At 69.7% G+C, this 20,747-nt stretch carries 14 protein-coding genes; 6 read left to right on the top strand and 8 right to left on the bottom strand.

The features are described 5' to 3' along the window. Positions 1-20 precede the first annotated feature (20 nt). Together JNUCC0626_RS10650 and JNUCC0626_RS10655 are read right to left on the bottom strand one after the other, a co-directional pair. Entirely contained in the window at positions 21-1,526 is a 1,506-nt protein-coding gene (locus JNUCC0626_RS10650; RefSeq protein ID WP_394619530.1) for a hypothetical protein, read from the bottom strand. A gap of 42 nt (positions 1,527-1,568) precedes the next feature. Then, complete coding sequence (locus tag JNUCC0626_RS10655) at positions 1,569-2,243, bottom strand: TetR/AcrR family transcriptional regulator (protein WP_394619531.1); 675 nt, start codon at positions 2,241-2,243, stop codon at positions 1,569-1,571. Between the two features lie 53 nt (positions 2,244-2,296). Here JNUCC0626_RS10655 and JNUCC0626_RS10660 point away from each other — a divergent pair, with 53 nt between their 5' ends. The 3 genes from JNUCC0626_RS10660 to JNUCC0626_RS10670 all read left to right on the top strand — a co-directional run bounded on the left by JNUCC0626_RS10660 (position 2,297) and on the right by JNUCC0626_RS10670 (position 7,223). Then, the gene (locus tag JNUCC0626_RS10660) at positions 2,297-3,721 is read left to right on the top strand and encodes an MFS transporter (RefSeq protein ID WP_394619532.1); all 1,425 of its coding nucleotides are present in this window, start codon (positions 2,297-2,299) and stop codon (positions 3,719-3,721) included. A gap of 49 nt (positions 3,722-3,770) precedes the next feature. Further along, complete coding sequence (locus tag JNUCC0626_RS10665; RefSeq protein ID WP_394619533.1) at positions 3,771-5,768, top strand: tetratricopeptide repeat protein; 1,998 nt, start codon at positions 3,771-3,773, stop codon at positions 5,766-5,768. Between the two features lie 93 nt (positions 5,769-5,861). After that, positions 5,862-7,223, top strand: coding sequence for an alpha-amylase (locus tag JNUCC0626_RS10670; RefSeq protein ID WP_394619534.1), 1,362 nt, complete (start codon positions 5,862-5,864; stop codon positions 7,221-7,223). A gap of 55 nt (positions 7,224-7,278) precedes the next feature. Here JNUCC0626_RS10670 and JNUCC0626_RS10675 read toward each other — a convergent pair whose 3' ends face one another. The 4 genes from JNUCC0626_RS10675 to JNUCC0626_RS10690 form a co-directional block, all read right to left on the bottom strand. Further along, positions 7,279-8,412, bottom strand: a complete 1,134-nt coding sequence (locus JNUCC0626_RS10675; RefSeq protein ID WP_394619535.1) for a S1 family peptidase — start codon at positions 8,410-8,412, stop codon at positions 7,279-7,281. 161 nt (positions 8,413-8,573) lie between these two features. Continuing rightward, positions 8,574-9,671 carry a zinc-binding dehydrogenase gene (locus JNUCC0626_RS10680; RefSeq protein ID WP_394619536.1) on the bottom strand — a complete coding sequence of 366 codons (1,098 nt, stop codon included), beginning with the start codon at positions 9,669-9,671 and terminating at the stop codon, positions 8,574-8,576. Then, on the bottom strand, positions 9,668-10,081 hold the full coding sequence (locus tag JNUCC0626_RS10685) for an acyl-CoA thioesterase (RefSeq protein WP_394619537.1): 414 nt from the start codon (positions 10,079-10,081) through the stop codon (positions 9,668-9,670). Before JNUCC0626_RS10685 ends, JNUCC0626_RS10680 begins: the two co-directional genes overlap by 4 nt. A gap of 14 nt (positions 10,082-10,095) precedes the next feature. After that, complete coding sequence (locus tag JNUCC0626_RS10690; RefSeq protein WP_394619538.1) at positions 10,096-12,462, bottom strand: helix-turn-helix transcriptional regulator; 2,367 nt, start codon at positions 12,460-12,462, stop codon at positions 10,096-10,098. Positions 12,463-12,647: 185 nt separating this feature from the next. Between JNUCC0626_RS10690 and JNUCC0626_RS10695 the strand changes: the two genes are divergently transcribed. After that, positions 12,648-13,502 (top strand): dienelactone hydrolase family protein, encoded by an 855-nt coding sequence (locus JNUCC0626_RS10695; protein ID WP_394619539.1) that lies wholly within the window; start codon positions 12,648-12,650, stop codon positions 13,500-13,502. Between the two features lie 314 nt (positions 13,503-13,816). Beyond that, positions 13,817-16,876 (top strand): tetratricopeptide repeat protein, encoded by a 3,060-nt coding sequence (locus tag JNUCC0626_RS10700; protein ID WP_394619540.1) that lies wholly within the window; start codon positions 13,817-13,819, stop codon positions 16,874-16,876. On the opposite strand, the gene JNUCC0626_RS10705 is transcribed toward JNUCC0626_RS10700, so the two are convergent. Beyond that, positions 16,867-18,042: a helix-turn-helix domain-containing protein gene (locus tag JNUCC0626_RS10705; RefSeq protein ID WP_394619541.1), complete on the bottom strand. Its 1,176-nt coding sequence runs from the start codon at positions 18,040-18,042 to the stop codon at positions 16,867-16,869. The two genes, JNUCC0626_RS10700 and JNUCC0626_RS10705, sit on opposite strands and share 10 nt — an antisense overlap. 98 nt (positions 18,043-18,140) lie before the next feature. Between JNUCC0626_RS10705 and JNUCC0626_RS10710 the strand changes: the two genes are divergently transcribed. Further along, positions 18,141-19,937 (top strand): NAD(P)-binding domain-containing protein, encoded by a 1,797-nt coding sequence (locus JNUCC0626_RS10710; RefSeq protein WP_394619542.1) that lies wholly within the window; start codon positions 18,141-18,143, stop codon positions 19,935-19,937. Here JNUCC0626_RS10710 and JNUCC0626_RS10715 read toward each other — a convergent pair. Beyond that, positions 19,930-20,676, bottom strand: a complete 747-nt coding sequence (locus JNUCC0626_RS10715; protein ID WP_394619543.1) for a hypothetical protein — start codon at positions 20,674-20,676, stop codon at positions 19,930-19,932. The two genes, JNUCC0626_RS10710 and JNUCC0626_RS10715, sit on opposite strands and share 8 nt — an antisense overlap. Positions 20,677-20,747: the final 71 nt, after the last annotated feature.

The raw sequence follows: 20,747 nt of genomic DNA on the forward strand, positions 1-20,747 counted from the left end.
CGTACGAGGCTCACCGCATCTCATTTGGGGAAGGCTTGATAGTCCCTTAAGCGAAACTGCAAACGGAGACTCATACCGAGCAGCTGACCAGCGATTTCGAGCCCCGCGATCGTTTCGTCCGCCACCTCGCCCGGATCCCGCCCCTCCACGTCGATCCGCACCCGGAACCTGAAGTGGGCGTCGGTGAACATCTCCGCGTACGAGAAGGCGAGCTCGGCCACATCCGGGCTCTCCCACGAGGACCAGCACGACCCGCGACCGCACCCCCACCGCCCCAGGATCGACGGGTCGGCGCCCAGGCGTTCGTTGATGAGCCGCGACACCGTCCTCGCGGGCCACTCCCAGGTGTGGTCCCGCGTGACGCGGGCGACCTCGCGGTCGTAGGCCGCCGCGTCGAACCTGTGGTCACCCGGCAGCCTGGCACCGATCTCACACTTCCAGTCGCGCCACACGACTTCGTCGCCCTCGCGCGCGATCGTGACCCGCAACTCGACGTTGTCGTTCTCGTCCACGACGATCTCGCGCGGCTCAGCGGTGGCGGCGAGGCGCGGCAACAGGTCCTCCGGCACGTCGGCCCGGAAACAGCCGAAGACCCTGGCCGCGATCGGCACGCCGTCGATCACCACCCTGGCCTCGGCGAAGCTCACCGGGTCCGGCGGCGACGTCACGACCCGCACGGCGAACCCGGACCCCGGCACGTCCAGCGCGGCCACCCGGTGCGCCGCCCACGGACTGACCGGACCGAGTTCGCCGAGCCACGCCGCCGCGACCTTCTTCAGCTCCGCCACCAGATCGACGCGCTGGTCGCCGAGCACCAGGGCCCCGTAGCCGGTGGCGAGTTCGTCGGCGAACGAGACGAGCGCGACGAGCCGTTCGACGGTGGCGGGACGGAGGTGAGCGAGCGCGACCCAGCGGCGGCACGCGGCGACCGCGTCCGGGTACGCGTGCAGCACCGTGTAGCTGCGCGTCCAGGCCATGCCGTGCAGCAGCCTGCCGGCCTGGTCCCACAGCCGGTCCGGCACGTCGAACTGGTCGAGCAGCCCCAGCAGGTCCTGCGCGATGGCCACCCTGCGCGAGGGGGCGCCGGGGCGGACCCGCTCCCGGATCCAGTCCCTGACCAGCGGATGAGGATGCTGGGACGGAGGGCTGATCGGGCGGCCCTCGGCGCGTGCACCCTCGGCGACATCGATGGCGTCCTGCTCGGCACCGGGGATGCGCAGCAAGGCGTCGAAGGCGCACCTCGCCGCTACCGGCGACTGCCCCGCCGCGACGATCGCCGGCACGTCCGTGAGTTCGGCCGCCCGCGCGATCAGGTGGAGGCCCAGGAAGCGGACGCGGTCGTCAGCACCGTGAGACAGCAACCACCGGGCCGCGTCCACCACGGGAGGCTCGGGTTCCGCGAAGTTGTAGAAGACGAAGTCCTCGACGGGCGGGAGGTCGAGAGCGACCACCTCGTCGTGCAGCCGCCGCGGATCACCGTCGTACTGGGCGAGGAGAGCGAGCACCTGCTCGCGGGTCTCGCTCACCGGGCGGAGAAGAACTCGATTCTGTTCGTCATGATCGGAACCCTACCCGAGCCCGCCGAGCATCAGCCGCAGCGCGAACTCGAACCGCTCGTGCCCGTCGCCCGAGTTCAGCTCCGAAGCGTGCTCCACCACCAACGGGAACCGGCTCGTCGGCAGCATCCCCAGCCGCGCCAGCATCTCGTCGCGGTCGACCGAGCCGCGCAGTGACGACTCGAACGTGTAGGCGCTGACGTACAGCAGCAGGGCGTCGATCGTCCACGCCGCCGTCCGCACCGGCACCCCGCCCGCCACGAACAACGCGAGCAGCCCCTCGGTGATCCGGAGCGTGTCGAGGTTGGTGGGCGGGGCGTTCAACGCGGCCCGCGCGATGCCCGGATACCGCAGGAACTCGTCCCGCAGCTGCCCGCACACGTCGACGACCTGCTCGCGCCACCGTCCGGCATCGGGCGACGGCAGCGTGATGTTCCGGCTGAGCGTGCCGATGAGCAGGTCGTCGAGGTCGGCCTTGTTGCGCACGTGGGCGTAGAGCGACGCGGGCCCGGTGCCGAGCGCGGCGGCGACGCGGCGCATGGTCAGCGCGTCGAACCCCTCGGCCCGCACGAGTTCCAGCGCGGTCCCGACGATGCGGCCGACCGTGATCGGCTCCTTGCGCACCGGCGCCGCGTCCAGTGCGGCGATCCGGTCCGCCCACTCCTCGCGGGACGAGTTCCTGGTCATACCCGTGACTCTACCAGTTGACCCGAACAGTGTTCGTGAGTAGAACAGTGTTCGTGACTACTCATGACCTCGCGCAACCCGGACTGCGCTCACCGCGGTCGCTGCGAGAGGCGTGGATCGCCCTCGCCGGCCTGTCCGCCGTGTTCCTCTTCGAGATGCTCGACAACTCGATCCTGAACGTCGCGCTGCCCACGATCGGCCGCGACCTGCACGCCTCCACCACCTCCCTGCAGTGGGTCTCGAACTCCTACGCCGTCGTGTTCGGCGGCCTGATGCTGGTGTTCGGCGCCGTCGCGGACCGCTGCGGCCGCCGCCGCGTGATGCTGATCGGCCTGGCCCTGCTCGGCCTCGCGAGCCTCGCCACCCTGGTCGTGACGTCGACCGCGGGCCTCATCGCCGTCCGCTCGGTGATGGGCGTCGCCGCCGCCATGACCACGCCGGGTTCGATCGCGCTGGCGTTCCGCCTCTTCCGCACCGACGACCTGCGCGTCCGCGCGATGACCCTCATCTCGACCGTCGGTCTGGTCGGCCTCGCGATCGGCCCACCCCTGGGCGGCTTCCTGCTGGCCGTCGCACCCTGGCAGGCGTTGCTGCTGATCAACGTCCCGATCGCCGCGCTGGCGTTCGCCGGCATCGGCCGCGGCATCGCCCCCGACGACGACCTGCACCGCGACCCCGCCGACTACCTCGGTGGTGTGCTCGGCACCGCGACCATCGTGCTGGCCCTGGTCGTGCCCACCCTCTTCGCCGACGGCCACCCGTGGGCGGGGTCGGGCGCCACCGCGCTGACCTTGGTTTTGGCGGTGCTCTTCGTCGTGCGCCAACGCACTTTCCGCCACCCGTTGCTCGACCTGAAGCTCATCAGGCACCCGCTGGTGTCGAGCGGCCTCGCCTACAAGGCCGCGACCGGCCTCGCCGCCGCCGGACTCACCTACCTCGTGACGCTGCAACTCCAACTCGACTGGGGCTGGTCCCCCGCCCTCGCCGCGGCCGGCATGCTCCCGCAGGTGGCCGTCCTGATCGCGGCGGGCCCGGTGGTCAACCGGTTCGTCGGCCGCGTCGGCCTGGACCGCGCCGTCTGGCTGGGCGCGCTCGCCGTCGTAGCCGGACTGGCCGTGTACGCGACGCTCGGCCGCCTGAGCTACCTGCCGATCGCCTTCGCTTTGGTCCTGGTCGCCATCGGCATCCGCGTGGTCGGCGCGGTCGCGGGCGTGAACGTCCTCAAAGGACTGCCCGAGGACCGCACCTCGATCGGCGCCGCACTGGTCGACACCGCGTCCCAGGTGACCTCGGCCGCCGGGGTGGCCGTCAGCGGCACCGTACTGGCGGTCCTGTTCGCGGGCGGCATCGCGCAACCGGGTTGGACCGCCCGGCAGACCGAGCAGTTCGAGACCGCCGTGACGATCGGCAGCCTGGCCCTCACCGCCATGGCCGCGGCGCTCGTCGCCTGGGCGTACTTCCGCACCCGCTCTGTTTGACCTCGTATGGCCTACTGCGTGTCCGCGACGCACGCGGTTACCGTGCCTTGTGAGCAACGAGGTCGGCGACGTCCACGGCCAGGTCGTGCAGGCCGGACACGTGGGCCGCATCGACGTCCACCCGGCGCCGATCCTGGTGACCGCGCTGTCCGGCCTGCCACCCGCCACCGCGGTCTTCTGCGGCAGACACACCGAACTCGCCGCTTTGAGGGCCTGCTGGTCGGCCGAAGGCCCGGCGGTGGTGTCGAGTTCCGTCGCCGGCCTCGCGGGCATCGGCAAGACCGAACTCGTCCTGCACGCCGCCCACCGCGCGGTGGACGACGGCGAGTTCCCCGGCGGCGTCCTGTTCGTCGACCTCCAGGGCTACGACGAGGCCCGCCGCGTCTCGTCGGCCCAGGCGCTGGACGGCTTCCTGCGCGCGCTGGGCGTCGACAGCCACCAGATCCCGCCCACCGAGGACCAGCGGGCGGTGCTCTACCGGTCCGTGCTGCACTCCCGCCCGCGGATGCTGGTCGTGCTCGACAACACCGCCTCCACCGCCCAGGTCAGGCCGTTGCTGCCGGGCTCGCGGCACGCGGTGGTGATCACCAGCAGGCACACACTGTCCGGACTGGACGAAGCCCACCACCTCGACCTGGGCCTGCTAGCCGAGTCCGAAGCCGTCGACCTGGTCGGGCACCCAGGGCTCGCCACGTTGTGCGGACGTCTCCCGCTGGCGTTGCGGATCATGCGGGCCCTCATCACGACCGACCCGCACGCCGACTGGGAACAGGAACTGGCCGACGCCCAGCACCGCCTCGACCTGCTCGACGACGGCGACAGCCGCGGGGTGCACGCCGCGTTCGACCTGTCCTACCGCGCGCTCGACGCGGAGCAGGCGAGGCTGTTCCGCCTGCTCGCCCTGCACCCCACCGACGAGTTCCCGGTAGAAGGCTCGGCGGCGCTGGTTGATCGGCCGCTGCCCCGCGTCCGCCAGTTGCTCCGGGAACTCGTCCGCGCTCACTTGGTGGAGCCTGGTACCTCTCCCGGCTGGTACACGTTCCACGACCTGGTCCGGTTGTACGCGAGCTGTCACGCGAAAGTCGATGACGAGAGCACTGCCGCACTCTCCCGGATGCTGCGGCACTACGCGACCAGAACCTTTGCAGCGCAAAGCTTCCTCTCCCCCAGACTCATCCCGGACGACGAGCACTTCGACAGCCGCAAGAGCGCGTTCGATTGGCTGCATCGCGGCTGGCGCGTCCTGGACGCCGCACTGCGGCTCGCCGCCGAACAGCACGACCACGACGCGCTCTTCACACTGATGGGAGGCCTCTGCTCCTACTTCGACGTCTACCGGCACACCGATGAGCTGCACGCGATCTACGTGCTGGCCCTCGACGCCGCCAGATCGACCGGCGACCGGCTCCGCGAGGCGGCCATGACTGCCGAACTCGGCAACGCGCACGCGCGCATCCGGCAGTACGACGACGCCCTCGCACTCCTGGACAGCTCGCTGTCCCTGCACCGCGCTCTCGGCGACGCGTTCGGCCTGGCCAAGACGCTCAACGACATCGGCACCGTCCACCGCAAGACGGCCCGCCTTTCCGAGGCGTCCGCCCGCTACCACGAAGCCCTCGACCTCTGGCAGTCGATCGGCGACAGGTACGGCATGGCGCAGACGCTCAACAACCTCGGCAACACGGCTCGCGACCTCGGAGACCACACCGGCGCGAGCGAGCGGTACGAGCAGTCTCTCGCGATCCGCCAGGAGATCGGCGATCGGCTCGGCGAGGCGCAGGTGCTGAACAACCTGGGAGCCAACCTCGCCCTCGCGGGACACAGCGCGGCCGCGCTCCTGCATCATCGGTCCGCCCTGCGGATGTACCGCGAACTGGGACAGCAGTTCCGCGAGGCGGGCACGCTCTTCCTGATGGGCAGGACTCAGCACGCGGCAGGCACACCCGAGTCGGCGAGATCGTCCTGGCAGGCCGCGCTGGCCATCTACGAACGGCTGGGCGCCGAGCGTGAGGCGCAAGAGGTCCGCGACCTCCTGGCCCACCCCTAGACGGCGGAATTGCTCCGGAAAGTTCTTGCAACGCTTTGCCCGGTATGCCCTCGGATGCTACGAACGGGGTACCCCTGCAAACAAGGAGACAACGTGGTTTCCTCGGTTTCGCGCACCCTCCTGGCGGTGCTGTTGATCGCCGGACTGTCCACACCGGTGCAAAGTCTTGCGGCACCACCAGGTGCCAAGGACGTGACCGTCACCCTGTTCCAATGGCCGTTCGCCCGCGTCGCAACGGAATGCACGAACGTCCTGGGCCCGAAGGGCTACGGCTACGTGGAGGTCTCCCCGGCCACGGAGCACATCCAGGGCCCGCAGTGGTGGACCAGCTACCAGCCGGTGAGCTACAAGATCGCGGGCAGGCTCGGCGACGAGAACGCCTTCCGGAACATGATCACCACCTGCCACAACGCGGGGGTGAAGGTCATCGCCGACGCGGTGATCAACCACATGAGCGCCGGATCGGGCACGGGCACCGGCGGGTCGGGCTACTCGAAGTACAACTACCCCGGCTACTACAGCGACTGGGACTTCCACGGCTGCCGCAGCCCGATCAACAACTACCAGGACCGCTTCAACGTCCAGAACTGCGAGCTGGTCAGTCTGTCCGATCTGGACACCGGCAGCGACTACGTGCGCACCACCATCGCGGCCTACCTCAACCGGTTGATCTCGATGGGCGTGGACGGGTTCCGCGTCGACGCGGCCAAGCACATCCCGGCCGCCGACATGGCCGCGATCAAGGGCAAGCTCAGCAACCCCGGCATCTTCTGGGTGCACGAGGTCATCTACGGCGCGGGTGAGGCCGTGCAGCCCGGCGAGTACACGGGGTCCGGTGACGTCGACGAGTTCCGGTACGCCTACGACGTCAAGCGGATCTTCCAGAACGAGAACCTGGCGTACCTCAGGACGTTCGGGCAGTCGTGGGGCTTCCTGCCGAGCGGACAGGCGAGGCCGTTCGTCGACAACTGGGACACCGAGCGCAACGGGTCCACGTTGACGTACAAGGACGGGTCGACCTACACGCTCGCGAACGTGTTCATGCTGGCGTGGAACTACGGTGCGCCGCAGGTGTATTCGGGTTACGAGTTCACCGACAAGGACGCGGGGCCGCCCGGCAACAACGTGTGCTTCAGCGGCTGGAAGTGCCAGCACGTGTGGACGCAGATCGCGAACATGGTGCAGTTCCGCAACACCGTGGCGGGCACGGATGTGAACAACTGGCAGGACAACGGGTTCGACCTGATCGCGTTCGGGCGCGGCAACAAGGGCTTCGTGGCGATCAACCGGGAGACCTTCGCGGTGACGCGCACGTTCCAGACCGCGCTGCCCGCCGGGAGTTACTGCAACGTCCAGGAGAACGGCTGCGTCCGCGTGACGATCGACGCGACCGGCCGGTTCACCACGACGCTCGGCGCCGGCACCGCGCTGGCGTTGCACGTCAACGCGCGCTAGCGAAAATCACCGGCCGGCCGCCGCGTGGAAGCGGTGGCCGGCCGGGAGTTCTCACCTACGCGGTGTGCAACCTCAAGCCGTAGACGTTGAGGATCTCGTTGATCGGCTGGAACCACGTGCGACCGCCGCTGGTGCAGTTGCCGTAGCCGCCGGACGTGACGCCCTGCGCCTGGTCACCGGTGATGAACGAACCACCGGAGTCGCCGCCCTGAGCGCACACGCTGGTGCCGACCATCTGGTAGACGGCGCCCTGCGCGTAGTTCACGGTCTCGTTGCGGCCCTGGATCACGCCGCAGTGCCACTGGGTCGTGGAACCCGAGCGGCAGACCGAGGTGCCGACCGGCGCCTCCCACGAGCCACGCACCAGCGCGTCCGGCACCCGGCCCCAGCCGAGCACGACCGGCACGGTCCACCAGCCGCCGCCGATGCGCACCCACGCGTAGTCGTTGCCGGGGAACGAAGAACCGGCGAAGTTGCCCTGGAACGAGCGGTCCCAGCCGTAGACGGCCGCGCCGCCACCGCCGCAGTGGCCCGCCGTCACGTAGCCGCCGTGCACCGAGAAGCCGATGGAGCAGCGGACGTTGCCGGTGTAGTACGGGTCGCCGCCGACCGTGCCCGCGGCGTAGGTCTGCGGCTTCTGCACGCCGTCGGTCTTCACCGTGATCGCGCCGAGCTGCCGGGCCTTGTCCAGGAACGACGCGACCTCGGCGGTCTCCTTGCCGGCCTCGACGTTCACCACGACCGTGCCGGTGCGGGCGTCGGGCTGCCAGCTCGCGACCGCGGACGGCACCGTGCCCGCCGCGGACATCGCGTCCAGCTTGTTCTTCTGGGCCACCATCGAACCCGACGAGCGGCTGACGACGACGGTCTCGGCGCCGGTGGCCTCGACCTTGCGCGCCGCCGTCTTGTCGGTCACGGCCACGACCAGGCGGTTCTTCGCCTCGTCGAACCAGCTGCCGGCGTAGGAGGTACCGGCCTCGCTTTCGGCGCGCGGCGCGATGAGCGACGCGCGTTGTTCCTTCTCCAGACGCAGCCGCGCCTGGGCCTCGGTCAGCCCGAACGCCGAGCTCATCGCGGTGAGCAGGCCGGGTGACAACTCCTTCTCGGACGCCTGGGCAGGCGCGGTGAAGGTGGTCCCGACCAGCACGAGTGCCAGCGCGGGCACGATTCTGGGCATGGTGAAGCGCATGCTCTTCTCCTTGTCCGTGCAGGGATCGCTACCCGCCCCGTTGCGGGGAGCGACGAACATGAGAGCGCTCTCACCGTGCAGCACGCGGACCCGGCCGGTCAACAATCTTGGCCGGAACTGTCATGCCCGATTCGTGCCCGGATGGGCCGAATCGGGCAGGCTCACATCACCACGACCTGCCGGACGGCCTCTCCGGAGGCGAGCCTGGCGAACCCGTCGTTGATCTCGGGCAGCCCGAGGCGCCCGGAGAGCAGGCCGTCGACGGGCAGCCGTCCGGCGCGGTAGAGGTCGATGAACCTGGGCACGTCCCGGCGCGGCACGCACGAGCCGAGGTAGCTGCCCTTGAGCGTGCGTTCCTCGGCGACGAGGTTCAGCGCGGGCAGGCTGACGGTCCGGTCGGGGTGCGGCAGGCCGACGGTGACCGTGGTGCCACCGACGGCCGTGGCCGCGTAGGCCTGTTCGAGGACGGCCGCGACGCCGGTGGTGTCGATGACCTTGTCCGCGCCGCCGCCGGTCAGGTCGCGGACAGCGCCGACCACGTCGGACCCGCCCGCCGCCTCGTGCGTGGCGCCGAGTGTGAGGGCGAGCTTGCGCTTGTGCTCCACCACGTCCACCGCGACGACCTGGGTGGCCCCGGCCGTGATCGCCGCCAGCACCGCGGCGAGCCCGACCCCGCCGAGCCCGAAGACCGCGACCTTCTCCCCCGGCTTGACGTCGGCGCTGTAGAACGCGGCTCCCGCGCCGGTCAGCACGGCGCACCCGAACAGCGCCGCGACGTCGAGCGGCAGGTCCTTTGGGACCAGGGTGGCGGAGCGGTCGGAGATCACCGTGTACTCGGCGAACCCGGACACGCCGAGGTGGTGGTGCGGGCGCGTGCCGTCGGGGAGGGTCCAGCGCCGGGCACCGCTGAGCAACGTGCCGTCGCGGTTCGCCACCGCGCCCGGTTCGCACAACGCCTGCCGCCCCGACGCACACCGGCGGCACGCACCGCACGCGGGCACGAACGACAGCACGACGTGGTCACCAGGCTTGAACTCGGCGTTCGGGCCCGCCTCCACGACCTCGCCCGCCGCCTCGTGCCCGAGCACCATCGGCAACGGCCGCACGCGCGAGCCGTCGATCACGGACAGGTCGGAGTGGCACAGGCCGGTCGCGTGCACGCGGATCAGCAGTTCGCCGGGGCCGGGCGGGTCGAGTTCGAGGTCCACGATCTCCAGCGGCCCACCGACTCCGCTCAGCACCGCGCCACGCGTCTTCACACCACCACCAGCCCTTCCATCGCCGTGCGCAGGTCTACCGGGATCTCGACGGGTTTGCGGGTCGCGCGGTCCACGAAGACGTGCACGAAGTGGCCCTCCGCGATGACGTCCGCCTTGTCCTCGAAGAAGAACCCGACCTCGTAGCGCACGCTGGAATGGCCGAGGTGCCCGATGCGCAGCCCGGCGTCCATGGCCTCGGGGAACGAGACGGAGGCGCGGTAGTTGCAGTGGGACTCCACGCACAGGCCGATCTGCTGCCCCGCCTGGATGTCCAGCCCGGCGCCGATCAGCCACGTGTTGATCACCGTGTCCATGAACGCGTAGTGGACGACGTTGTTCACGTGGCCGTAGACGTCGTTGTCCGCCCATCGGGTCGGAATCCGCTGCCAGTGCCGGTACCGCTCGCGCACAAAACCTCCATCGTTCAATCGAGTCTCCTGGTGAGCTCGACCCTCGACCGCACGCCGAGCCGCGCGAAGATGTTGCGCAGGTGGTGTTCGACGGTGCGGTGGCTCAGGAACAACCGGGCGGCGACCTCGCGGTTCGTCGCGCCCTCCGCGACCAGCCTGGCGATCTGCGCCTGCTGCGGCGTGAGGCCGGGGTGGTCCTTGGGTTCGGTGGAGTCACCGGCCGCGCGCAGTTCGGCGCGGGCCCGGTCGACCCAGTGATCAGCCTGGTACGACTGGAAGATCCGCACCGCGTCGCGCAGGTGTTCGCGCGCCGCCTTGGGTTTGCGGCCGCGGCGCAGCCGGTTCCCGTACAGCAGCTCGGTCTTGGCGAGTTCCAGCGCCGTCCCGCTGGCGCGGTGCAGCCGGATCGCCTCCTCGAAGTGCTCGTCGGCGGTGCCGGATTCGAGCAGACCGTGGCAGCGGTGCGACAACGCCAGCCGGGCCGTGCTTCCCGTGGTACCGGCCCACTTCTCGTACGGCTGCAATGCCCTGTCCCCTGTGGACGGCCGGCCGCACGCCACCGCGGCCTCGACGACCTGGGGTGCCGCCATGACCTTGATGCCCGCGTGGCCGGGGTTGAGCCGCAGCCGGTCCAGCGCGTCGGCGGGCCGGTCGCGGGCGAGGTCGACGCACGCGGACGCCCACGCGCCGAACGTGCTCGGCCTGATCAGCCCGCGCTGGGTGATCTGCTCGGTCGCGGTGTCGATGCGCTCCAACGCGATGTCGGTGTCCCCTCGCAGTGCCGCCAGCAGCGCGAGGATCGTCAGGTGATCGACCACGGCGTTGTGCTGCCCGATCGCCGTCGCCGCGTGCACGCCCTCCGTCGCCGCGTTCAACGCCGCCGCGTGCTGGTCCAGCAGCAACGCCGACAACGCCCGGTAGACCAGCGCCCACGGCACCAGCGCGGTGAACCCGCTCTCCCGCGCCGCCGTGACCGCGCTGGTGGCCATCTCGTGCGACCGGGTGGCGTCCCCGAGCACGTAGGCGGCCTGACTGGCCCAGATCCGCGCCTGCGGTCCCGGCACCTGCTCCGCGAGGTCGACGACGGTCCGCAACGCGGGCAACGCCTCGAGGTGCCGCCCCTCGAACGTCGCCAGCATGCCGGTCAGGTGGTCGAGCGTGAGCCTGGTGGCGGCCGGTTCGTCGGGCTCCCGGATGTGCTCGGCGAACTCCGCGACGGCCGTGTACCGGCGCAGATCGCCCGCGATGCTCGCCGCCTCGCCCGCGAACCCGAGCGCCGCGACGGCCATCGCCCTCCGCGACCCGACCAGGCCTTTCGCCGCGCGGATCAGCCGGTCCGCCGCCACGTCCGGCAGGCTCTCGCCGAGGTCGATGCCGCCGACGACGAGGTCCATGAGCGCTTTCAGTTCAGGCGTGTGGGTCATCCGGGTCGCGAGGCGCAGCACTCCCCTGGCCCGGTGCGGCGCGCCGTGGGCCCAGTGGTCGGCGGCGGCCTTGAGCAGGTTGTGCGCCTTGTGCTCGGGATCGGTCGTGAGGCTCGCGGCACGGTCGTGGTCACGGGCGGCGCGCGCGAAGTCCCCGCACCTCCGCGCGTGCTCGGCGTGGGCCGTGAGCACGTCGGCGAGCTGCTCGTCGTGCGCGGTGACGGCCTGGTGCCACGTGCGGCGCGCGCCGGGTGGCAGTGTCTCCGCGAGCGTCGCGTGGGCGTGCCGGAGCAGTTCCCTGGGCACGTCGGCCAGCAACGCCGACCGGACCAGCCGCCGCGAGTCGAACAACGGCCCAGCCTCGGCGACGGCGGCCAGGTCGAGGGTCTCGGGATCGATCTCCTCGTCCACCGCGGCCAGCGCCACGACGTGCCGCGCCTCCGGCGACAGGGCGTCGAACCGCGCACGCCACCGCTGCCGCAGCGCGCTGCTCTCCGGCAACCGCTCCGGGGCCGGGGCGATGCCGCCGAGCTGCGCGGACGTGAGCGAGCCGGCCAACTCGACCAGCGCCAGGGGGTTGCCGCAGGCCAGGTCCGTCAGGTCGGCCGCGAGGGTGGCGGGCAGCCCGGGCACGAGGTCGTGCAGCACCCGCACGCTCGTGGCGGCGTCCAACGGGTCGAGCGCGATGCCCGGCAGCCCGCGCGGCGCCCCTTCCGTGGCGATGACGAGCGCCGCCCGCGTCCGTTCGACGTCCCGAGCGAGCTGAAGGAGCTCGTCGTCGATCTCATCGACCTCAACACTCAACAACGCGTCGTAGGAGTCTTGGATGGCGTCGAGCAGCGCAGTCTTGCCCGCCCCCATCTCACCGTGCACGACAATCGCCCCGCCACGCCCAACGCGCGCACGGTCGACCAACGCGTCCACGGCGACGCGCTGCCGCTCTCGGCCACGCAGCATCACCCCAGTCTTATGGCGGCACCGGCTCCACCGGAAGAGGTAGGCCCCAAATTCACCTACCACCGTTAGTTTTCCCATCGAAGCTGTTCACCGAGACCGGTGGTTGCACCGATGCGCACCGCTCGCCCGGGGTTGCAGGGTCGAGACCGTTCCCCCGTTCCCTGCCGAATGAGGTGTACAACGCCGTGCAACTCCGCACCCTGCTCCCCGTCGCACTCTCCCTGGCGCTCCTGGGCGGCGGCACGTTCGCCCAGGCCGCCGCCAACCCGTACGAACGAGGCCCCGCCCCCACGAACTCGAGCATCGAGGCCTCCCGAGGCTCGTTCGCCGTCTCGGAGACCTCGGTCTCGTCCCTAGTGAGCGGCTTCGGCGGCGGCACGATCTACTACCCGACCAGCACCGCGTCCGGCACGTTCGGCGCCGTGGTCATCTCCCCCGGCTACACCGGCACCCAGTCGAGCATCTCCTGGCTGGGCCCGCGCATCGCGTCCCAGGGCTTCGTCGTCTTCACCATCGACACCAACACGATCTACGACCAGCCCGACAGCCGAGCCTCACAACTGCTGGCCGCCCTCGACTACCTGACTGGTCAAAGCAGCGTCCGCACCCGAATCGACTCCACGCGCCTCGGCGTCATGGGCCACTCGATGGGCGGCGGCGGCACCCTCCGCGCCGCCAGCCAACGCCCGGCCCTGCAGGCAGCGATCCCGCTGACCGGCTGGCACACCACCAAGAACTGGTCGTCGGTCCGCGTCCCGACTTTGGTGGTCGGCGCCGAAAGCGACTCGATCGCCCCGGTCTCGTCCCACTCCGAGCCGTTCTACAACTCCTTGCCGTCCACTTTGGACAAGGCGTACCTGGAACTCAACAACGCCTCGCACTTCGCCCCGAACTCGTCCAACACGACGATCGCGAAGTACAGCATCTCGTGGCTCAAGCGCTTCATCGACAACGACACCCGCTACGAGCAGTTCCTCTGCCCGGCCCCGGGCCGCAGCACGCTGATCGAGGAGTACCGCGACACCTGCCCGCACTCCTAGGCCAACCGAGCACGGGTCGCGGCGCCAACCGAGCGCGGGGCGCCGCGACCCGACCCCATCTCCTCAGGCATGATTGACGTCCAAACGGATGCCGAGGAGACGTACGCGTGGTCGTGCGACCGACGAACAACTTCCGCGCCGACCTGCCCCGCGCCCGCAGCACCTACCTGCACCAGGTAGCGCAGATCGCGCCCGCCACCCTGCTCGACCGCGAGCAGGAACTGGCCTCGCTGGCCACGTTCTGCACGTCATCTGACACCTCGGGCCGTTACCTCTGGTGGCGCGCGGACGCGTGGTCCGGCAAAACAGCCCTGTTGTCGACGTTCGCGCTGAACCCGCCCGCCGACGTCCAGGTCGTCTCGTTCTTCATCACCGGCCGCCTGAACGGCCAGAACGACCAGACCGCCTTCCTCGACAACGTCCTCGAACAACTCCTCTCCCTCCTGCACCAGGACGTCCCGGAGTTGCTCACCGAAGCGACCAAACACGCGCACCTGCTTCGCCTGCTCGACGCCGCAGCCGCCCAGTGCCACTCCCGCTCCGAGTCGCTGGTGTTGGTCGTCGACGGACTGGACGAGGACGCCGGCGGTCACAGCATCGCTTCGTTGCTGCCGGCCCGGCTGCCGGAGGGCATGCGCATCGTCGTGGCCGGACGCCCCAACCCGCCCGCCGACGTACCGGACGACCACCCGCTGCGGTGCGGCACCGCGGAGATCCGCACGCTCACGCCCTCGCCTCAGGCGGTCGCGGTGCGCAGGGAGGCGGAACGCGAACTCAAGTCGTTGCTGCACGGCCCCGCCAGAGACCTGCTCGGGTTGATCTGTGCCGCCGGCGGAGGCCTGACCGCGGCGGACCTCGCCGAGCTCACCGCCACGTCCTCGTTCGAGATCGAGGAGCACCTGCACACGGCGGCGGGCCGCAGCTTCTCCCGCCGCGACGAGCTGTACCTCCTCGCCCACGAAGAACTGCGGGTCACCGCACTGCGGATGTTCGGTCCCCGACTGGCCGACCACCGCGAGCGCCTGCACGCCTGGGCCGACGGATACCACGACCAGGGCTGGCCCGAGTCGACCCCTGACTACCTCTTGCACGGCTACGCCGCCATGCTGCGGTCCCTGACGGACACCACCCGGCTGGTGAGCTTGGTGATCGACCGGGAGCGCGCGGCCCGGTTGCGGCACCGCACAGGGGGCGACGCCGCCGCCTACTCGGAAATCCTCTCCGCCCAGCAGTTGGTGCTGGACCACACACCGGCCGACCTGCTTTCCACGGTGAAACTGGCCTCAGCCCGTGGAGTGCTCGGCGCGCACAACGGTCACCTTCCAGTCAAGTTGCCGACCGTCTGGGAGGTGCTCGGCGAACCTCAACGCGCAGCCGCTCTCGCTCACGGCATCGTCAACGAGCGGACCCGGTCAGAGGCACTGGCGATGCTGGCCAAGACCACGGCGGAGGCAGGTGATCTTGCGCGCGCAGAGGAAACGGCGGACAGCGTTTCCGATCTCTCGTACCGTGCGCAGGCCTTCACCGATCTCACGCTGATCGCCGCGTCCGCAGGGGACCATCAGCACGCCGACCTACTGCTGACACGAGCAAGAGCCGCCGCTGACCAGATCGATGACGCCCGCGCATCCATTCATCTGGCCCGGGCCGCTCACTCGCTGGGCCATCGCGACCAGGCCTCAGCATTGCTCGATTCCGGTGAACTTCCGGACAGAGACGACCTCTCGCTCGTGACCGTCGAACTCGTTGCATGCGCCGAGGCGGTGGGAGACTCACGCCGAGCGGCCCGGATCATCTGGGCGATTCCCGATAAGTACGAGCAGGTGATCCTGCTCTGTGCACTGGCCGACGAGGCGTTCCGCCAAGGTCGAACCGAGCGGGCCACGACGGTTCTCGACATCGCGGAAGTCCTCGCGCTGCAGGTTGACAATCAGGTCGAACGGGTCTGTGCCCTGTCCAAGGTCTGTCAGACCGCCAATTCCCGCGACCGTTCGACAGCAGTGGCTGACGCGGCCTTTGCGGAGGCGAGGTTCGTCGACGACGAGTTTGAAGACACCCCAACATTGGCCGCTCTCGTTGACTGCGCGTTAGCTTGCGGTGACCTCCAGAGGGCGGAAAGCAACGCCCGGATGATCACCAGACCGTCTGAAACGGCCGAAGAGCTCGTGAAGGTTGCTGGGCTGGCTCTGGAGATGGGCGACAGGAGTCGGGGCGAAACCCTGGCCGCTGAGCTCATGACCTCACACGCGCCTAAGGACACTCTGGCGGAACTGGCACTGCGCGTGGCCCAGCTGGGTGAGCACCCGCTCGCCAGAAAGCTCGCCGAACGCTCAGAGGCCATCTCCCGCAACGGCCCCACCCCTTACTTCGATCACGTCGCCGCCGACCTTACTTCGGCGCTGTGCTCTCTCGGGTGGTACGAGGAGGCGGAGACCGTCGCACACACCGTCGTGTCTCCCGACGCCAGCGCAGAGATTCTGACCACCGTGCTGAGCTCGGTCGGCCCGACCGGTGATCGAGATCGGGTGTTCCGGCTCGCAGACGCGATCGAGGTCGCCCTGTCGAGGCTAACGGTGGAGCACGTGCACGAGCGGGCTTCGCAGGCGTATTTGACCGCCGTGACCGCCGCAGCCGAGTTCAGCAGAGCGACGACGATCATCGACGCCTACCCGCGAGGAAGGGCACGGGCAATCGCCATCGCCATCGCAGCCGTGGCGGCCGCACCGATTGATCTGCAACTGGCCATCAGGTTTGCTGAACGCGCTGAAGCCGACGTGCACCAGCTGAGCCGTACAGGTCACTACATGCCGTACTCGGACATAGCGATCGCCTACGACGTGGTCGGCCTCACCGATCGCGCGATGGAGATAGCAGACCGGCAGGGCGATCGAGATCCGGCATTGCGCACGATGGCCACCAACGCTGCGCGCAAAGGTGAGCTCGATCAGGCCCGACGACTTCTTGAACTGATCACCGATCGCTACACCCACCAGTCCGCGCTCGCGGACGTGGCAGCGGCCGCCGCAATGGCCGGCTCGATCAAGGAGGCTGAATTCCTGGCCGCCCAGATCGAGGCCGAATACCGGCGCGACGAGCCTGCCACTGGACTCGCGATCGCAGTGGCGAAAGCTGGTGAGTTCTCTCGCGCGCGGCAATACGCCGACATGGTGAAGGACAAGGACCACCGCTTCGTGCTGCTCGGAGACGTGGCGATGGTGGCCGCCGACGCCGGCGAGAACACGATGGCACGGCAGCTCCTCCAGGAAGTGCTGACGACCGCAGACCGGTGGTCACGCGGGCTGAAGGCGCTCGGCAAGCTGGAGCCCGACACCCTGCGGGCGTTCTACCGCCTGTATCGAGAAGCTCAGGGCTGATCCACCACGGACATCCGCACGTCGCTCGACAACCGATAGGGCCGAGTCTCCACCAACGCCCCGAGCAGCCGCCGCAACCGAGACACCTCCGCCCGCACCGTCACAACGTGCTCGGCATCCCCGTACAACGCCTTGCTCAACGCCTCCGCGGACACCCCCACCCGCCCAGCCCGCCAAAGCAGCACCAAGATCTCCGCATGCCGACGCGTAACCGTCCGCCGCCACTCCGAATCACCACCGGACAACCGAACCTGCGGCGTCCGCGTCAGATCCAACTCCAGCCGCACAACCCGATCCGCCGAGCAGGGCCGAATCACCCACCCACCGGCCAACCGCTCAGCAGTGCACGCACCAAGCCCAGGCACCGCCACCGGCAACCCGGCCACCGGAGCCGCAATCCTCTCGCCAACAGCCACCCCGTGCGCAGCAGCCACCCACCCGTGGTCGTCGACGACCAACGAGGGCCCGGTGAGCAGCACAGCAGACCGCAGCCGCTCGAGCCGTTCCTGGTGATACCGCCACAACCGGGACTCGGCCAACATCCGCCCGGTCTCCACCAACGCGCCGATCGCCGGATGCAACGTCAACGCCGGCCCGCTCACGTCGATCACCCCGAGCAACGCCCCGGTGCGCGGATCGTGCACGGGGGTCGCCGTGCAGTACCAGGGGTGCTGCCCCTGCTCGAAGTGCTCCCCCGCCAGCAACTCCACCGGCGCGGCCTCGGCCAGCGCGGTCCCGATGGCATTGGTCCCGACCCGGCTCTCGGTCCAGTCAGCACCCTCGAAGAAACCCAGGGCATCGGCCCGGCGGCGCACGGCCGGGGTGCCGGAGCGCCACAGGATCACCCCGTCCGGGTCGGTGACGACCAGCAACAACTGGGAGGCGTCGGCCAGAGAGCCGACGACGGCGCGCAGGTCGGGGACCACCGAGCGCAACAGCGACGACTCCTGGCGGCGGGCGATCTCGGCGTCGTCCAGCCAGTCGCGGGTGTTGACGCCGTCGGCGCGCAGGCCCAGGTCCAGGACTCGGTTCCAGGAGCGGGACACCAGGGCTCGTGGGCGCAGGGCCGAGCGGCTGCCCGCGATGACCGCGTCGTGCATGCGCACCAGTTCGCGGGCATACGTGGGCAGGTGCTGACCGGGCGGCACTGCCCTGGGCACGCTCACCGGTCGAGCATGACCCAGGCGTGCAATCCGGTGCAACGGTTTCGCCGAGGCGCGGTGCGGAGGTGAATCGGGGCAGGACGAGCGACGAGGAGTGGCCGATGACGCAGACCGCGGAACGCACGGCGCAGGCCCGCGTGGATGCCTGGCTCGAACAGTTCGAAGCCGCGCTGAAGGCGAGGGACGTCGACGCCGCCGCCGGGTTGTTCGCGACCGACAGTTACTGGCGTGATCTGGTGGCCTTCACCTGGAACATCAAGACCGTCGAGGGGCGAGACGGGGTCGCGGACCTGCTCAGCGCCTGCCTCGACGGCACGGACCCCGAGAAGTTCCGCACCACCGAGACGCCGACGGAGGCGGACGGCGTCACCGAGGCGTGGCTCGAGTTCGAGACGGCGGCCGGGCGGTGTCGCGGGCATCTCAGGCTCAACGACGAGGGCGCGTGGACGTTGCTGACGAGCCTGTACGAGCTGAAGGGGTTCGAGGAGAGCAAGAAGGACACGCGGCCCAAGGGTGTGCGGCACGGGGTGATCGAGGACCGGAAGTCGTGGGCCGAGGAACGCGAACGCGAACAACGAGAACTCGGGTTCGAGCAGCAGCCGTACGTCGTGGTCATCGGCGGCGGGCAGGGCGGCATCGCGCTGGGGGCACGGCTGCGGCAGCTCGGGGTACCCGCGCTGGTGCTGGAGCGCAACGACCGAGCCGGCGACTCGTGGCGCAAGCGGTACAAGAGCCTCTGCCTGCACGACCCCGTCTGGTACGACCACCTGCCGTACCTCCAGTTCCCCGACAACTGGCCGGTGTTCGCGCCGAAGGACAAGATCGCGGACTGGCTGGAGATGTACACCCGTGTGATGGAGGTGCCGTACTGGACCCGAAGCGAGGTCAAGGAAGCCACCTTCGACGGGACACAGTGGACGGTCAAGGTCGACCGCGACGGCGAGGAGATCACCCTCCAGCCCAAGCAACTCGTGTTCGCGACCGGCATGTCCGGCAAGGCGAACGTCCCGACGTTCCCGGGAACAGAGGTCTTCGAAGGCGACCAGCACCACTCCTCGCAGCACCCAGGCCCCGAGAAGTACGCCGGGCGCAAGGCCGTCGTGGTCGGGTCGAACAACTCCGCCCACGACATCTGCGCGGCCCTGTGGGAACACGGCGCGGACGTCACGATGGTGCAGCGCTCGTCGACGCACATCGTGCGCTCGGACTCGTTGATGGACATCGCCCTCGGCGACCTCTACTCCGAACGGGCGGTGGCCGCCGGCGTCACGACCGACCGCGCCGACACGATCTTCGCCTCACTGCCCTACCGGATCCTGCCGCAGTTCCAGGTCCCGGTGTACCAGCAGATCAAGGAACGCGACGCGGACTTCTACGCACGGCTGGAAAAGGCGGGCTTCGACCTCGACTGGGGTGACGACGACTCGGGGCTGTTCCTGAAGTACCTGCGCCGCGGCTCCGGCTACTACATCGACGTGGGCGCCTCGGAACTCGTGGCCGACGGCAAGATCAAGCTCGTGCGCGGCCAGGTCGACCGGCTCACGAAGAACGCGGTGGTGCTCGCCGACGGCACCGAGCTGGAGGCGGACCTCGTCGTCTACGCCACCGGCTACGGGTCGATGAACGGCTGGGTCGCCGACCTCGCCGGCCAGGAGATGGCCGACCGGGTCGGCAAGTGCTGGGGTCTCGGCTCCGCCACCACCAAGGACCCCGGCCCGTGGGAGGGCGAGCAGCGCAACATGTGGAAACCGACCCAGCAGCCCGGCCTGTGGTTCCACGGCGGCAACCTGCACCAGTCGCGCTATTACTCGCTCTTCCTGGCACTGCAACTGAAAGCGCGCTTCGAGGGCCTCCCGACACCGGTCTACGGCCTGCAGGAGGTGCACCACCTCAGCTAGTCAACGCACGCAGCTCGGACCGCCTCACCGGCAGACCGGCCAGCTGGAGCCACTTGTCGCCATCGGCCATGGGGTTCCAGCACCGGTCGGTCTCCAGCAACGCGGTCAGCACCCGTTGCTGGTTCTCGGTCGGTTCAGCCGGAAAGCCCTCCGGGAACGCCTTCACGAGGAAGCGGCCCCAGTCGTCGCTGTCCTGGCCGGTCGCGCCCCGGACCGAGTCGGGGAACGGCGTGGGGTACATGGCGGTCACCTTGGCCAGCGCCCGAAGGGCCGCCAGCACCTCCTCCATGGCTGCGGGATCGCCGTCGTACGCGGGAAGCGACGCCGCGCAGGCCCGGACAGCAGGGTGTTCGTCGTCCAGGAACGCCCGCACACCCCAGTTGCCCACCCTCACCGCGGCCTTGGCCCACTCCTCCGACTCGACGTCCACAGTGGACTCCACCAGGCGGCGTGCGACGTCCGGCCGGTGCTCAGCGAGTTCCGGCGCCTCGATCAACCACGCCACCGCCTGCGACGCCTCGCGGCGGACATCAGGGTCTTCGTCGTCCAGCAACTGCGCGGCGGCGGCGTGCAGTTCGGGACGGATCGCCCGGCAGGCGTCGACGTCGTCGTCCTGCTCCTTGTACTCGTAGGCAGCGGCGTCAGCCACCCAAGCGAGCCATTGGAGCAGCGAGGCGAGAATCGGCCGGTCGACCTCGCGCTCCTCCCACGCCAGCTCGCTCTCGCACCGGAACCGCACCCGCGGGTCGTCTTGTCCTCGATCAGCAGACTCATCAACGCGTTCGGCACGTTCTCCGCGTTGCCGTACGC

The organism is Lentzea sp. JNUCC 0626 (genome assembly GCF_043632865.1).
In the GTDB taxonomy this organism is placed as follows: Bacteria; Actinomycetota; Actinomycetes; order Mycobacteriales; family Pseudonocardiaceae; genus Lentzea.

Coding starts and splice junctions, on each gene's coding strand:
- JNUCC0626_RS10655 (WP_394619531.1), bottom strand. CDS start 2,243: ATGACCAGGAACTCGTCCCGCGAGGAGTGGGCGGACCGGATCGCCGCA.
- JNUCC0626_RS10690 (WP_394619538.1), bottom strand. CDS start 12,462: ATGCTGCGTGGCCGAGAGCGGCAGCGCGTCGCCGTGGACGCGTTGGTC.
- JNUCC0626_RS10710 (WP_394619542.1), top strand. CDS start 18,141: ATGACGCAGACCGCGGAACGCACGGCGCAGGCCCGCGTGGATGCCTGG.
- JNUCC0626_RS10675 (WP_394619535.1), bottom strand. CDS start 8,412: ATGCGCTTCACCATGCCCAGAATCGTGCCCGCGCTGGCACTCGTGCTG.